We start from the raw sequence: 15,553 nt of genomic DNA, 5'->3' as shown, positions 1-15,553 counted from the left end.
CCTCCCCATCCAATGAGCCCTGCGCTCAAAACGCCGCGTCCCAAGGTCACAAGGCCGTTATGTCCCCTCATCAGCCTCGTCCGCCCCGGATGGAGGGGAATCCTCATGGGGCTTCTCCCCTGTTCCCTGGAAAACCATGGTCGCCGACGCCGAAAGAAAGCCGAGGATGGCCCCCAGGACAATGTGAAAGGAGTGGGCGGCAAAGGACTGCTGATCCCGCGAGGCCTTGGTGGCCTCATCGATCATGGAGGTCAACAGCTTGCTGTACTCCCCGTGGGTCAGGTCCCATGCCCCGCCCGGATCGGCCTCGGCCTTCACCCTGACTTTCTGCAGCTCCGCGATGATCCGGCCCGTGGTCTCCGTGGGGTCGTTCACCCCGGTGTTCCCGAAGGCAGCCCACCCGATTCCCGCCAGGATGAGCACGTTGATAAACAAAATGAGGCACCACACAACAGACGGCCTGAAACATGTTTTCCGGTTCATGGTATTCTCCCCTTGTCAATGATTGCAGGGCATCAGGCAATCCCGGCGGTATGCAGGTTCCCCGCCATCTCCGCCGTCTCCACAAAACAATCCTCCAGCAATTCGTCCTCCGTAAGGCCAAAGGCTTTGCCGTATTCAAAATAACCGTTCACCCGGGTGCCTACCCGGTAATCGGCGGGGATGGCACACTCGATGCCGTTCACCGCAGCGATGGCCATGGCCAGGCCTTTTTTATAGCCCAGGTTGGTGATGCGCTCGTAGCAGGCTTTGTCCGTGTCGTTAACCGGGTTGCCGGTAAAGCAGCAGTGGCAGGAGGGGCGGGTTCCGGCCTGGGCCATCCAGTAGAACAGGGCCGAGGCCACCACCAGGTCGGGGTCTTTCCTCACCCGGTCCGAATCGTTAAGTAGGACCTCCTTGTCTCCGTAGTAAAACTGGCTGAAGCGGGCGTAGTTGACGGGATAGCTGAGCTGGAGGATTCCTGCTCCGGAGAAGTACTTCTGGTTGGGTTTCAGGGGGTAACCGGTATCGTAAACCCGGCTTCGTTCGTGACCCTGCTCGCTGGAGAAGGCAAGGTTCCACTTGTGGCTGGGCTCGTTGGTCCAGGAGGCTTCGGAAAAGCCGTAGGCCTTTGTCTGTGTCAGCCCCTTCAGGACAATTGGGCCTCCGTCACGAAGGGACTTGCCCCCCACCTCCTGGAGGGCCATACCGAAAAGGGCGGCGAGCTCTTTTTTCTGCTCTTTTTCCTCGCCGGAGGCAAACCCAGGGAAATAGCGAACGTTTTTCACAAAGGACGCATAGCTGTAGGGTTTGACGCCTTCAAAGCACTGATGGTTGGCATGGGGAAAGAGCTCGTCCCAGACGCTGGGTGTGAACCAGGATTCGAGGGGATGAAACGCAAGGGGCTCGCCCTTTTCCTCATCAGAAATCTCTACCGCCTCGACGCTGCCCCCTTCATGGGGCTGATCCGATTCCCCGGACGATGCCTCGGGCGTGCCCACGGTCTCTCCGCACACGGTAAAGGCCTTGCCGTCCGTGATGTTGGCCGAGATGGTGAAGGTTTTTCCCTCCTTTGCAAACCGCAGGCTGTGCCCGAAGACCGCCACCTCGCTCCACGCCCCGTCCACGGATCCGCCGGACCGGGTGTCAAAGGCGACATTGTCCGAGCAGTCAAGGTTAAGGGTCCTTGTTTTCTCCTCCGAGACCAGCGTCATCTTGACGTACCATTGCGTGCCTTCCGATGAAATAAATGTCACCATAATGGCTCCTTGGGTTAAATAAAGATAAACCACCTTTCATGAAAAAACCGGGCTGAGCGCTCAATTGTCTTCCGTGTAAACGGGCAGGCCCAGTTTCGGTAGGATCTCGTTCATGTTGATGTGATCCGTGGTGCCCACGTAAAGGGCGAATCCTTTGGCGTAGGCAACCAGCTCCTTCCATGAACCGACCTTTTTCTTGCAGAGATACGAAGTGGTATACTGGCCTTTTCCGGTGCCCCACCATATGGTCAGCCTGACATGTTCGGCATCTTCGATGATAAAGGAGCAGGACACCGTGGAGGTGTCGCAGACATGCTGGTCAAAGGAGATCATCCGAGCCGATGCCCCCAGGGGCAACCAGAGACACACCAGAAACACAATCCATGTTTTCATTGCATTGCCCTCCAAGGTCTTTTCATCTCATGGCTGACCAGGTGTCTTCGATCAGCGCCTCGTTCTGCCCTTACCCGGTGTGTTCAAAGCAGATACCGCCAATGCCCCGTCCGCCGATCTGTGTCACCTTCACGGACATGAACTTCGCGGCGTCTGACTCGCTCAAAAAATAGAAACCGCCCACACCGACACGGCCCTGGGTCATCGGGCCCCAGCCGGAGACCCAAAAGCTTCCGTCCGGGTTATCCCGCCGGTTGCCTGTGGACGTCCCAAGCCGGGTGTGCTGCCCATCGCTGCTTTTCAAAACAAACATATGATGTACTCCTTGACGGATCTGTTACTTCTTGGCCGGGCCTTTGGACTGGTCGTCACCGGAGCTCTCCCCGATGAACTGTCCCGGGTAGAACTTGTTGAGCCAGGCCTCGGCCAGCTGCCGGGAGGTGATGGGCTTCAGGAAAAAGTTGATGGGAACGCCGCATTTGCCCGCGATGGCTTTTTTCACGTAGTCCTCAAAGGCTGTCATGAGGGAGTTGGTGTCGATGACCTTGTTGTTCTTGTCGTCGTAAGCCCCGAGGCTGGAGACCACGTTTTTGACATAGGAATTGTTCAACTGCATAAAGCTCTCACCGGCCTTGGCCTTGTCTGCGGCAGAGCCCATGGTGTTCACCTCCGAATCGCTGGAGCCCTGGATGGCGGCGAGCTGGGACATCACCTCCTTGGGATCCGGCTTCAGGTTCTGCACCGAAGTCTCGATCTTGTTGGAGACAATGGAGGGAATCAGACCCATGGTGATGACGCTGGCATGGGTCTGGAGGTTGGAGGTGCTCAAAAGGCTCTTGACGCTGTCGGCAAAGGAGGAATCCAGGCCGAACTTCCCGCTGTAGTTGGAGAGACACAGGTTTTCGCTGATGGAGGTGCTGAGGGACTCGGCCAGGGAACTTGCCGACTGGGAGGAGTCGCTCTTCTCGTCCTTGAGCAGATGAACCAGGCCCACAAAACTCGACCCGTAGGAGGCACCGGAGAGAAGCTGCATGCCCGGGGTGTCGGCGTCTTTGCCCTCGATGGCCTGGTCCATGGAGGTGTTGTCGTCGGTATTGATTTTCCGGTCCGGGCAGTAGACATTCCATGCTCGGATCCCCTTTTCCGGGTCCAGGACAAAGGGGGCGAAGATATCGCAGATCTTGTGGGTGCAGTTGGCGGTAATCACCAGGGTGCCTTCGAGCTTGTGGTTGGCATGCTGGCTCTCCATGGCGCTCTTGGCCGACGACCCCACGGAGGCTCCGTAGGAGGGCTCGAGAAAACCTGACGTCTGGGCCGAAACGTAGGTGGCGATGGAACTCGAATGGGCGTCCGAGCTCTGCTTGTTGGACTCAAATCGAAAGTACTGGGCATCCATGATCATGGAGTCCGACGACAGGGGCATCTGCTTGATGGCGGACTTGTTGTAATCAATGGGACTTTCAACGCTGGCGCTTATCTTGTCTTCCTTCTGGCTGTCCCGTGCAGATTTGATGTTGTTCTGGGCGTCGATGGTCTTTTTGGCCAGGTCCACGGCCGCATTGGCCATGGAGGTTTTCAGGGATTCGACCTCCTTGGCCACTTTATCCAGGTCCTTGGCATCCACGTTCATGTTCATCATTTCCTGGATCGTCATGTCCATGCTTCGCTTTGCAAGGATGAGGGCATTGAGCTCCCGCTGGGCATCGTCCACGGGTTTCTGCAGGGTGGCGATGTGCTCAAGGGCCTTTATTTTTTCGGGTTTGACGATGTTGCCCAACACAAGGGACGGATCATAGGGAATGCTCGTAGGCATGATATTTCCTCCATGTTATGAAACGTTTCATTTCACGTTCACTACCGCCAGCTTCCCTGGTAGCATTTGGTGACGCCCAAAGCATCGATGGTCACCTTTCCCGACTCCTTTTTCCCGGTCCAGCAGTAGTCCTCCACCCAGTTAGGGAGCCCGCGCTCAATATCAAATCCCTTTTTTGTGGCATTTTTCATGCCCTCGTACAGGCTGTAGGTAATAGAGCCCCCGATCATCGTGGCACGGGTTTCATTGCCCTTTCCGGCCTCCATGGCCTTTTTTAAGTCCTCCACCTCCTCTTCCGTCCCTTTCACCGGAGGATCAAGAAAATAGACGGTCTCCCAAAACCTGAGAAGACGCCCCAGCGTCACGGAAAAAATCCGACGGTTTGAAACGGTGGCGCGCAACGCCCAGCACTCGAGATTATTTTTGTACTCATGAACGTAACGCCCAAAGTCAGAGCTGTAGAGGCCAATATTCATCCAGCTCCATTCATAGGCGATCCCCTGGTCTTCCTCTTCGGTATCCATCTTGGTCTGAAGAAAATCAGGATAATTCTGGGAAACATCGAGTAAAACAGGCACGGTGCTCAAGCTCTCCCCATGGCTCAGGGTTGCAAGCAGTGCCTTTCCGTCGGCCAGTTCCATGGTCGTGTCCAGAAAAAGCCCACCTTCCCTCCACATGATGTACTGGGCGATGAGGTCCTTCGCCGACACCGGTGCCACGGTTTTAAGCTTGTCGTACACCCGCTTGACGCCCATCGCCGCCTCCTTGACGGCCCCCTCTTTTTCCACAAAGACCTGGCCGTCGAAATTCTCATAGGTCAAACGGAATCCGTTTTTCATATCGCCTTCCAGGATGGTATCGACATTCACCACCTCGGTCGGTTGAAGGGCCTTCTTGTCTTCACCGGCGGCCTCCAGTTTCCTGACCATCTGGGTCAAGTCCTCGACCTTGTCCCCGTTGCACCAGAATTTGATCTTCAGCGACTTGTCCGCGGCGAGGCCGGGGTCGTTGACGATGGAGGTCAGCAACATCAGGGCATTTTTTTCATGTTGAACCGGGTCTCCGATCCACACCATGTGCAAGGTATCCATGGGTCCATCCTTTCACCTGTTCGAGTTGGTATATGAGAAATCGACTATTTTTCCAGGGAGAAGCTCTCTGCGGCACCCCGCATCAAGGCGTTGAGCATGCGTCCGTAGGCAATGCGCAGCATCTGGTTGTTGGCGCGTCGAAGCCGGAACCGGATTTCGCGATAAATCGCACGGCGGGAGGCATCCAGACCGGGGCCGAAAAAGGGCGTGGGGTGATCGGGGGAAGGCCCCATGATGTCCTGGGCCAGAAGGGTAAAGTAGGTCAGGGGCGGCACCCCGGGCCTGGCATCCCAGTCCACCTTGATCAAATCCCCCGCAGCCATTGGAACATTGCTGTTGTTCGTTACGGCAAGGGCCTTCTGGACCTGTTCAGGATTTTCCACCTGGATAATCCCGAAGGTGGGAAACCAGATCACGTCGGACACCCGGCTCGCCTTGAGAAGGAGGTAGGCGGCCACCACCCAGTTGACCTTGATATGCCCGTCTTCCAGCAAGGCCCTGAGTTCTGCGATGGCCGGGCCGTCCACCACATCGGCCATGCACATCATTTCAAAGATGCCGGTTTCACCGAGTTTTTTCGCAGCCCCCACCACATCCTCCGCCGACCCGTCATCCGCCTTGTCCTTTAACTCTTTGAGGGAAAGGAACATCCCGTCGTAGAGCCAGTCCGGAAGCGTATGGATGGAGTAGAGCAACTCATAATCCCGGCAAAAAGAGTCCACAAGGGCCTTGGGGGCGTCAAAGGGCTCCTTGATGCTGGCAGGGCTGGGCCCGCCGTGCTTCCTGGGAAACACCTGCACATGGTCGCAATGCACCCAGGTCTCTTTCATGCGGGCGATGCGCTTGCCCAGCTTGTGGGCGCTGTGGCTGAGACCGCAGGAGTTCTCGATGATGAGGTTGACGTTCTCCTCCAGCTGGTAGTCAAAATCACAGACCTTGAAGCCCCACTGGCCGTCGGGGACGGGATCGGGGATCTGGTGGTAGTAGGTACGGTCCTGGCAGAAATACCATTCCGGGGAGGTGATGTGGGGCACGGCCACATCCACGAACTCGCACTTGGCCGCGCCGTTCCGCACATCGAGCTTTTCCGCCTCGGGAGAGTTTTCCGGCACGTCACGGTATTCCACGGAGTATCCGAGAAATTTCAAGGCCGTCCGGATCAGGGTAAAGTCATCAATGAGGTTGTTGGCGTACATGGAGAGGTTGTAGCTCTCCTCAGGTTCAAAGAGGGTGTCCTCGTCATCGGAGACAGGCTCTTCGGAGATGTCCCTGCGGCTGTACCTGAAATCCGAGGTGATGACCTTGAACACGCCGTAGGGCTGATGGCCCTCCGCCTCTTTCTGGCGCGCCTTCTGCTGCTCGATGGCCAGCTCCGAGACCTCATGGCCCAGGGCATCTATGCGACCCGGGGCGTAGGGAAAAAAGCTGTGGTCCACATCGTTCCAGGCAGAGTTTACCCGGTTGAGGTCAGAGACGAAAAACACCGTATCGGTGCAGTACACCAGCCAGTCCTTGGAATCCGCCGTGGTGATCAGGTCAAAGACCCTTTTCAGGTTGGCACCGCCCACGGCGGTGAGAACAGGGATAAGGTCCTTGAACACGTTGACGATGGTCTTGGCCCCTGCCATCTCCACAGGGACCTGAAGGGGCATGTCCAGTTTCTTTGAAGCAAAATCGATGAGCTTTGCCAGGGCTTCCAGCTGGGAGCACCGATAGAGCTTGTCCCCGCCCAGGGCGCCATGGGGCAGATGTTCAAGGAGGGTGCTGTACCGGGTGTCTTCGATGCTCTCCACCAGAAGGATCTTGATGCGCTGGGCCACGGCGGCCATCACCTCTCCCACGGTTTTGCCCTTGGGGATCTTGTCGTGCTTCACGATAAGGTTCAGGTCGCAATCCCCGGCGTACCCGTCCCAGACCAGGGTGTCCGGAGGGTTGGGGCTGATCTGGGCCTTGAGGTTGCTCAGGCCCAGGCCGCCCTTGACGCTCAGGGAACAGAGCTCATGGAGGGGAAGGGCATCGAGCAGCGGGCGGTTGTCGGTGTGGTACTTTTCCATGAACCGGTTGGCATAGGCCATCAGCTCCCCTCGGATGGCATCGATTTTCAGGAGCTGACCGGTGATTTCACTGTCGATTTCACGTTTGGTTGCAACCTTCATCCGTTTCATGCGTTGTTGTCCTCCCCAGGTGGGCTCTGTTTGTGTGCCGTTGCGGCACCGAATGTATACGAGGCGGGTGCCGCCCGGCACACGGCCGGGGCAAAACCGCCGCTGTTACCTGTCCCAAACATCAGCCGTTCATCGAAAGGTCCCCCGTATCCCGTAGTTCCGGCGTCCCCCGGCGATGTCCGTATACTGCATCAGGGTCTCCCCGGTGACCACGGCCTCGAACTGGATATCCGCAGCCGCCGGTTGCCCGGTGAAGGTCCCGTCGGCGTACCGCACGTAGTGAGGATCCGCCGGGGTTCCGCAGATGAGCAGGTCCCCTTCCTCCGGAATCCGACCCCGGGCGCTGAGGTATTGCCCGTCGTTCTTTCCCGTAAGGATCCTGAGAAGGTCCAGACCGTAGCCGTTGATGGTCTCTTTGCTTCGGAACACATTCTTTTTATCGGGCCGCCCCCCGGTCACCGTGGCCAGGTACACAACGGCACAGGCCAGGTAGCCCCAGGTCAGGGCCTTTTTTTTCTCGTTGTTTTTGCACCACACTTCCCATCCCGGGCAATGCTCGACGGCCATGGGGATCTCTTCCCTGCCGCAGGCGTAGGCCAAACAGTTTGCAGGCATGATTCTCCTCCGTTGTCATGAAGTCATGTGACTCGGTTCCCGGCTGCAGGGCAGCAGGATCACCTTCCGATAGGGTTGGGCAAACTCTGCGATCTCATGGAACGACACCGTTGTCCCCCGCAGCACAAACACCCGGTTTCCCGACAGGGCGCCGCCGCTTCGCCTGCCGCTGTCCACGAACCCGGGTCCGGCCCCGGGGATCACCCCGAGATCCCGGCTGCACTCTGCGTCGCTGATCCCGGAAAAAGCACCCGAAGAACACGTGGCGCACTCCGGGGCGGAGGCCCCGCGGAGGTAGTCCCGGACTTCGCTTCCGCACAGCGGACCTCCCGCCCTGGCAATGACCCGTATCTTCGGATGCGAAAAACAACCGTCCGAGGCCTCGCCATGGGCCAGCAGCACAATGATTTCCATGTGTCTTCCTTTGGTTTCTTTTTTGCAGGCGGCAGGGTATCAGGCTCGTTCCAGAAACGTCCTCAGGGCCTCGGCCAACTCGTCCTGAAGACTCTCGTCCCCTCGTGCCAGGGCTTCCTGCCAGCGGGTCCGAAGGGTTTCGAAGTGGAGCATCTCGTCAAAGGAGAGAAAGAGAAAAGAGGGAAGCAGGTGGGCCGGAAGCTGACCGGCCACCATTTCCATGGCGGTTTCGCGGAAGACCGGGTTTGCAAACCGGTCGCTCCAGTCCGGAAACAGGATGCTGATACGGTGGGGGTAAAACTCGTCTGCGGGGATATCCGGGGCCGTGTCCGGTGGCCGGGGCCTGAGGAGGATATGCTCCACCACATGCATCCCTTCGGTGGCCATGTTGAGGTACATGAGGTAACGGCGCAGCAGGTGCACCAGGTGGGTGGCCCGCCAGATGGTCCGGGTGCTGCCCAGGTATACCCAGGAGCCCCCCGCGTTAAAGGCGATCTGCACATCGTCGCACTCGGAGAGGTGAATCAAACGGTAACTCTCCAGGCGCCCCCCGCCCCGAAGCAGGGAATCGAAAATCAGGTGGTGACGAAAGGGCTCCACGGACGCCAGGAGTTCGCGCACGGCCCCGCAGGTGAGCCGGGGATCCCTGGGTGTGGGGGAGACCGGCACCATCTGCCCGGGATCTTCGGCCTCCGGATCCGTGGCAAGGGCCCCGCCATACCGACTCAGGTAGTCGTCATCGGACACAAGTTGGAGGCTGTCCCGGGTGACGGCCCGGGTGAGCGAATCGCTTTTGTGGTGGTAAAACCCCAGCAGGATCTCGCATTTCATTTGAAACGGAGGGATGTTCCGATGCCCTTCCGGAGGGGTGGTCAGGCACGCCCCCCGGAACCTGTGGGCAGAGATCTCGGGGAGCCGCTTCAACAGGGCGATGCGCACCTGTATCAGGGACTCCTCAAGGGCGGTGTCGCTGAAGTAACTGCCGTCCCGACGAAGGGGCTCAGCATCCACGGTCTCCCCGTACAGGGCCAGGAGATGGGAGAGGAACCCGTTGCGGCGCCGGTGAAAATCGTCGTGTTTTCTCAAAAGGGCTGTATGGGAAGCCTCCGGGTCCTTTTTGGTACGGAGCTCATCCATGCCGCTGATGTGGTCGGGGCCCAAAAACGCCCCGAACCGGGTCTGCCTCACCCGGGGCTCCGGGGAAAAAAGATCCGGCATGGCGTCCAGGGTGGCCATGCCGTCGGCCAGGAACTGCTCCATCAGGGCCAGGTACCCTTTAAGCTGCCGGGCGGCGGCCTTCCTCTCTGCAGAATAGGTGGGGGGCACGCCAAAGGCGTTGATTCCGTAGACATTGGGGAAATGGTCCTGGATGGAGGTGTAGTCGCCGAAATTCCGAAACGTGGCCGCAGGCAGGGTGTACAGGGAAGCAGGATCATGGGGTGCGGGCCGTCGCCCCCCGTACTCCAGGGCAGAATAGAGCCCCTTGAATTGATCGATGTCCACGGCAAGGCCCTTTCCGTCGAGGTAAAACGTCACCCGGTTTTCAGAGGCCCGCTCGGGAATGTCAAGGGAGAGCACGCACCCCTGGCTCGCGCGCTGGATGCAGACAAAGTGACGAAGCCCCCCTTTGAAGAAACAGAGTTTTTTCACCGACACCACCCCTTTGACCTTGCGGACCGCGCCGATCACCTCGGTGACGGCCACTCTCTCCGCCACCTGGGAGCGCCCGCGCCGCGACAGGATCCCGTGACGGGTCAGGGGGCCATGGAATATGTCGGCGGGCTCCATCCCATCCTCCAGCACCGCCAGGTGAGACTCCGGCCGCAACCCCGGGGCCAGGAGCCCGTTGCAGACGTGGTAGACCTCGGCCATGACCGTGGAGGGAGGCCGGGAGCCGTCCAGCTCCATCTCCGCCTCCAGGGCGTAGGGGTCTTCGGTGAGAACCACCACTTCCTGAAGATCCTCCCCCAGGTTGCGAACCTCATGGTAGGCTTCCCGAGCTTCTGCGGCCAGGGCAGAGGCGTCCACCCCGGGGGCCGCCCGCAAAAGGAGCCGCCACAGCCCGGCGGGCAGGGCTTCGGCCCAGACATTCTCCACCCCGTCCAACCGGTCGAAAAGATGCTTTTCCACATCCTCGCCCGTAACCGGCCCGCAGGGCAGGATCGCCTCGGGCCGGAACATGCCCACGGCCTCGGGAACAAATCCCTCTTCTCCGGTAAAATAGTCTGCGGCGGGAAACCCCGTGCGATGGACCAGGTCGGTGATGCCGTAGCAGAGGTGCTCCAGCATGGTGACCCCGGGATCGTGGAGGTTGTAATCCGTCCACACCTCGCTGCAGAGCTCCTGAACCAGACGGAGTCCTTCTGCCCGAAGGCGTTCAAAGCTGGTGTCGTCCCGGCTGAAGTCCCGTTTTTTAAGGACCAGGGTGCCCATGTCACACCTGCCCTTCATCGGACGGCAGCACGCAGGTGTCCATAAACGGATCGTCCCAGAGGCGCGTGAGGCCGTACCGAACGGCGGCATCGCCCCCATAGGCCCGGCACGTGCGCATCTCAAGGCGATAGTCGTGGCGTTTCCCGCGCCAGCGAATCAGGATGCGGTTGCGCCGGGCATCGAAGTAAGCCTGGTGCATAACGACCTTTCCCCGTCCCCTGAAGGTGTTCAGGGCCACGGCGTGCACCAGGGCATACCGCCCTTCCCTCTTTTTCCCGGCCCCGGCCATGACCTCAAAGGCCTGGCACCCGTCAAGCCCGCTCACCAGGGTGTGCCAGCGACCATCCGCCGGGATCACCCCGTTGCGAAAGCGGCCTGTGCACCCTTCCAGGGCAAAGGTGCCGTGGAGGTCGAGGTCGGACCGGGGGTCGTCGCACCCGAGGCCCACCTTTCCCTCGGGGGTCAGGGTCAAAAGGCTCTTGTTCTCCCCGTTGCGAAGGTGAAAGCGCCCCGTATCCGGATGGATCCCCATGGACCAGTCCGGACAGACCATCTCCATCTTCCGGAAAAAGCTGATCAGCTTCTCCCGCTCCCCGATGGCGGCGATCTTCAGGCCGTGCTCCGCGGACTTCTCAAAGCCGTCATCGATGATGTTGATCACCGAATCGATCAAGTCCGCAAACTGCTTCTCCGTCGGCAGGGCGCCCTTCTTAAAATACTTTTTCAGGGTGTTGCGGTTCTGCTGGGCCATTAAGGTTCGCTCCCTTTGTCAAACAATGAATGTCCGCCCCACTTCGAGTTCCCCGATGCCTGTGCGCTGGGGGGCAATGGGGCGGGGCTCGGGAATGGTCTGAAAATAGTGTGCGTCCGCCGGGACCGCGATGCTCCAGGGGTTCTTGGGGCCGATCTCCTTTCGGGTGATGGAGACCTCCTCATCGGCGATGCCCTCACAGGGGCGCTGGGCCACCTCATCGGCCCGCTTGTCTTCCATGATCACCGTATCGATCATGGCGTGGCCCTCTTCCGGGGACCGGGTCAGGTGCAGCATGGAAAAATCGGTGACGGACACCACGTCCGGGTGGGCGGCGATGTGGGCTTCCACCTCCACCTCGCGGACGCACCAGCCGAAACGGGCCGGATACCCCACCTCCGGCACCCAGGGCGAAAGAAAATCGCTGACGGACCGATGGACCCGTTTCAGGGCGTCTCCTTGCCCCTCTTTCAGGACAAGGGTGCACCGCACCTGGATCCTCTCATAGACGGGGTTGATCACATCCACCTCGGCATGGGCCGGAAGCAGGCCCCGGAGACTTGCGGCCATGCGCCCCAACTCCAGGATGGTGAAGAGCGGGGGGCCGCTGTCCCTTCCCTGCCGGTCGGGCAGCACCGCCACCAGCACCCGGCCCGGATGGTGCCTGCGCTCAAGGCTCATGCCGGGGAAGCACTTGATCTTTCGGATGCCGGGTTCCCGCTCCAGAAGAATCCGCTCCACGTCCCAGGGCGTCACGGCCCGCCCTTTGTGGCGCAACCGCTCACCGATGCGGGCCATGCGCTCTTCGGCGGTCTCTTCTCCCTTCCCCCCGAAGGAGTCCATGAACTGACGCACCGTCCCCACCCCGGCCAGGGGCGCGGCAGGCCGAAAAGGGCTTCCGCAGGGCACGGTGGCATCAGCTGCGGTGTCATGTTCCAGGCGGGCCGGGACACCGTTGAGCACCACGGTCCGGCAGCGGCTAAGGGAACCCATGACCCGCTGGAGGGTGGCCGGGTCCCCGGACGGCACCGTGGGCACGGCCCTCAGCCAGAAGAGACCGGTGGGCATCACTGTGTGTTCTTTGGGGATCCCTTCGGGCGGCAGATCCAGGACCACCAGGCCCGAGGTGAGGAAGCCCCGGGTGCTGTCCAAGAGCACGGAGCGTTCGGGGAGTGCCTGCCAGCGGTCCGCCTCAAGGTAAGCCCACCGGGTCTCGGGCAGGGGGAGGTGAAAAGAGTGAAGGCCGTCTCCCTCCAGACAGAAGAGAAGGTTCACCATGCCGCAAAGGCGTTGCCCGCTGATCCCGATAAAAAGCTGGCCGTCCCCGTCGGCATGGGGAATCAGGGGAATCTCCTCCCCCTCTTCACGGTCGTCCAGCCGGTCATAGCCCGAAGGGTAGAGGTGATAGAAGCGTCCGGAACCCTGACCGCAGGAGAGATCCAGGGTCTCCACGGCGTCGTAGGAGAGACTCACCCCCGAGACCATGGGCGTGTAAGGGGCGTTGGGCAGGTCCACGGCCAGCTTTCCCTTGGTCCTGGACTCTTGCATCAGGCCACGCGTGAGAAGCTGCGGATAGATCCCGTGCCCGAAGCCCATCTCCGGGGCAGAAAGCTGGAACCTGAAAAACCCGTTGCGCACGCCCGGCCCGAAGACAAAGGCCCCCTCTTCATCAGGCACGGCATCCAGGAGCTTTTCGCTGGTGCAGACCAGCCTGCCCGTTGCCGCCGGTTTCTCCCCGGGGCCGGGATCCTCGTCAAACAGGCGGTACCCGGGGTGCCCGCTCTCTTCCACCCATTGCCCCTGCTTGAGGACCGCCAGGGTCACCTTGAAGGAGCCGTTGTCCACGGGCCGCCCGTAGGTCCGGTAGTATTCGGCAAACCCACCGGACAGGGTGGGAAGGTCCGACCAGGCGAACTCCACGGCCAGCTTTGTCATCTCTTTTCCCGCAGACTCCCGGTGACCGAGGACCAGAAACGATCCGCACCTGGGCAAGGGCCCGAAGGGGGCAAAGGGGGTGTTGACGTCCAGCATCCCCAGGTTGTTGGCCAGACTCAGGTTCCGGGCCCCGGTCACCCTCACCCCGAGGCCGATGCGCGTCAGCTTCAGCCGGGACAAAAGGGTGTACGGATTCACATGGGCCTTGGGGTTCAGCACGGCCCGGAGCACGGGAACCCCGGGTTCGCCCAGACTCATGTCTCCGTGCTGTTCTGCCGTGCAGGGCACCACGGCAGGATCCCGGGGTTCCAGCTCCATCTGGAAGGTGAGGACCGGCCCCGGCCCGGACAGCGACACGGACAAGGTGCAGTCGGACACCGAAAACCAGCCCCCTTCCGCCGAGATATAGAGGTGAAAAGCGTTGCCGAAGAGAAGGCGCAGAGCCCCTGTGACCCCCTCTTTGCGGCTCTTCTCCAGGGTCTTTAAGGTTCGCTCGAAAAGGTCGGACGTCTCGCCATCCAGGGCATGGGTGTGAACCGTCATCTCGATGTGGCGACGGCCCTCGGCAAGAAGGAGCAGCGGGGAGGCCACGGCAAACCCGAGGGTCGCTTCCTTTCCATCCTCCCCCTCGCAGTGATGGGCACCGAAAAGGCTCCACCCGGAGCCGTCCCCGGAAGCGTCCTCTTCGGCGGGATCCTCCAACGCCCGTACGGCATGGTGCACGGAGCTCACCAGGCCCAGGTCACACTCCGGGGTAATCAGCGGGTGCCGTTCAAAAAAGAGGGTCTCCACCCTGGCCACCCTCCCCTGATGGACGGAGAGCGGGCGGGCCGTCCGACAACCCACATCATGGCCCAGGCTCTCTTTTCCCCCGAAAAACAGGGTATCCGACGGAACGGGGACCACCGGTCGCGACCCGTCGGGAAACAGGGCCAGGTAGAGGCTGTCCGAGCGCCCCGCCTTCTTGGAAAAGCCGAGGATGCCATCGTAATAGAGGTCCCTGTGGCGTCCGGGCATCTCGTTGATGCGGTCCGCGGCCCTCTGGTACAGCGTGAGAAAGGCGATGAAGAGCCCGGCGGACGGATCGTGGTCCCCGTCGGAAAGGGTGCGGGGTACCAGCTGCCGGGCCTTCTCCCGGATGTGAAGGGCCGCGTTGTAAAAAGGCGAAAACAGGTCCGCGTGCACCCCCCTGCCGGTCTCCTCAGCCGCTGCCAGGGCAGCCATGCGCTCTGTAAGGGCCCACACGGTGTGAAAGGTCGAAGGGCTTACAAAGGGCCGCTTGTCGGCAAGCTCCTGCTCAAGGGCTTCACCGGCAAGGCACAGGGCGGCCAGGGCATCCCTCAGGCTGCTTCGGATCAGCTCGGAGAGGGTCCTGCCCAGCTCCGAAGGTTCACGGCCGTCGCATGCGGAAAGGGCCTGGTACCAGTCGTTGAGCAACCGGGCCACACGGTAGATCACCCGTCCCATATCCCAGGCCGCCTCACCCCGGTGACGCCCCCTGTACCGCCGCATCTTCTTTTCGGCGTCTTCCAGGGGCGAGCAGGAGATGAGGGACAACAGCATGGTGGCATCGGAGGTGAAGAGCCCTTTCCAGCTTCCGGCCGGAAGGTTCGTGTCGCCGATGAAGGCCACCTGGCCGGAAAAGGCGGCGGCAAGGGCCAGGCGACGTGTCAGGTCCATGCCGTCCACGGCCAGGTCCGACGGGGCCGGCAGCCCTTTCAGGCGATCGTCCCGCCCGGTGCCGTCGGTGTCGGTGAGGGGGTGGCACTGTCGGTGAATGACAGGGGTCATCTACAGGTTGGTTCCTTCGAGGAAGTAGAAAGGATAGACGATGTTGCTGCGGTTGTTGGTGGCACGGACGCGGTAGGAGACCACAATGGAGAGGTAGCCTTCCGGCTCCCTGGAGAGGTCCACCATCACCCGCTCCACGATGATGCGCGGCTCAAAGAACAGGATCGCCCGTTTCACCCGGTCCTCCACATCGGTGAGGGTGCTCCGGTCAAAGGTCTCGAACACCATGGAGGAGAGGCTGCACCCGTACTCCGGCTGCATCACCCGCTCTCCGGGGACCGTTGAGAGAAGCAGGCGGAGGCTCTCCCTGATGTCCGTCTCTCCCTGGGCCATGCTGGCCTGGCGACCTTTTCCCGTAAAGGAGGGAGGAAAGCTCCAGCCCGAGCCGAGAAACAGGGATGTATCGTCCATGG

General features: G+C 60.7%; 13 protein-coding genes. All 13 read right to left on the bottom strand.

Annotation, left to right across the window (positions count from 1 at the left end; all coding sequences use genetic code 11):
- Positions 1 to 57: 57 nt before the first annotated feature.
- The gene (locus tag ACOYW0_RS22365; RefSeq protein WP_482415963.1) at positions 58 to 483 is read right to left on the bottom strand and encodes a hypothetical protein; all 426 of its coding nucleotides are present in this window, start codon (positions 481 to 483) and stop codon (positions 58 to 60) included.
- Between the two features lie 32 nt (positions 484 to 515).
- On the bottom strand, positions 516 to 1,739 hold the full coding sequence (locus tag ACOYW0_RS22360) for a chitinase (RefSeq protein ID WP_482415962.1): 1,224 nt from the start codon (positions 1,737 to 1,739) through the stop codon (positions 516 to 518).
- A gap of 60 nt (positions 1,740 to 1,799) precedes the next feature.
- Positions 1,800 to 2,132, bottom strand: coding sequence for a hypothetical protein (locus tag ACOYW0_RS22355; RefSeq protein ID WP_482415961.1), 333 nt, complete (start codon positions 2,130 to 2,132; stop codon positions 1,800 to 1,802).
- Positions 2,133 to 2,202: 70 nt separating this feature from the next.
- Positions 2,203 to 2,445, bottom strand: a complete 243-nt coding sequence (locus ACOYW0_RS22350; RefSeq protein WP_482415960.1) for a hypothetical protein — start codon at positions 2,443 to 2,445, stop codon at positions 2,203 to 2,205.
- Positions 2,446 to 2,469: 24 nt separating this feature from the next.
- A complete protein-coding gene (locus ACOYW0_RS22345) occupies positions 2,470 to 3,945 on the bottom strand; it encodes a hypothetical protein (protein ID WP_482415959.1) in 1,476 nt (491 codons plus the stop codon).
- 41 nt (positions 3,946 to 3,986) lie between these two features.
- Positions 3,987 to 5,036: a hypothetical protein gene (locus ACOYW0_RS22340; protein WP_482415958.1), complete on the bottom strand. Its 1,050-nt coding sequence runs from the start codon at positions 5,034 to 5,036 to the stop codon at positions 3,987 to 3,989.
- Positions 5,037 to 5,080: 44 nt separating this feature from the next.
- Positions 5,081 to 7,201, bottom strand: a complete 2,121-nt coding sequence (locus tag ACOYW0_RS22335; RefSeq protein ID WP_482415957.1) for a hypothetical protein — start codon at positions 7,199 to 7,201, stop codon at positions 5,081 to 5,083.
- A 129-nt stretch (positions 7,202 to 7,330) separates the two neighbouring features.
- Positions 7,331 to 7,816: a hypothetical protein gene (locus ACOYW0_RS22330; protein WP_482415956.1), complete on the bottom strand. Its 486-nt coding sequence runs from the start codon at positions 7,814 to 7,816 to the stop codon at positions 7,331 to 7,333.
- 15 nt (positions 7,817 to 7,831) lie between these two features.
- The gene (locus ACOYW0_RS22325; RefSeq protein WP_482415955.1) at positions 7,832 to 8,230 is read right to left on the bottom strand and encodes a hypothetical protein; all 399 of its coding nucleotides are present in this window, start codon (positions 8,228 to 8,230) and stop codon (positions 7,832 to 7,834) included.
- 39 nt (positions 8,231 to 8,269) lie between these two features.
- On the bottom strand, positions 8,270 to 10,663 hold the full coding sequence (locus ACOYW0_RS22320) for a hypothetical protein (RefSeq protein ID WP_482415954.1): 2,394 nt from the start codon (positions 10,661 to 10,663) through the stop codon (positions 8,270 to 8,272).
- A gap of 1 nt (position 10,664) precedes the next feature.
- The gene (locus tag ACOYW0_RS22315) at positions 10,665 to 11,414 is read right to left on the bottom strand and encodes a hypothetical protein (protein ID WP_482415953.1); all 750 of its coding nucleotides are present in this window, start codon (positions 11,412 to 11,414) and stop codon (positions 10,665 to 10,667) included.
- 18 nt (positions 11,415 to 11,432) lie between these two features.
- On the bottom strand, positions 11,433 to 15,140 hold the full coding sequence (locus ACOYW0_RS22310) for a hypothetical protein (protein ID WP_482415952.1): 3,708 nt from the start codon (positions 15,138 to 15,140) through the stop codon (positions 11,433 to 11,435).
- Positions 15,141 to 15,551, bottom strand: a complete 411-nt coding sequence (locus ACOYW0_RS22305; RefSeq protein ID WP_482415951.1) for a GPW/gp25 family protein — start codon at positions 15,549 to 15,551, stop codon at positions 15,141 to 15,143.
- Between the last annotated feature and the right edge of the window lie 2 nt (positions 15,552 to 15,553).

Source organism: Desulfoluna sp. HI9BLuna (assembly GCF_056829775.1).
Note: the sequence above shows the minus strand (reverse complement) of the source record. Positions and strands in the feature narration are given on the sequence as shown.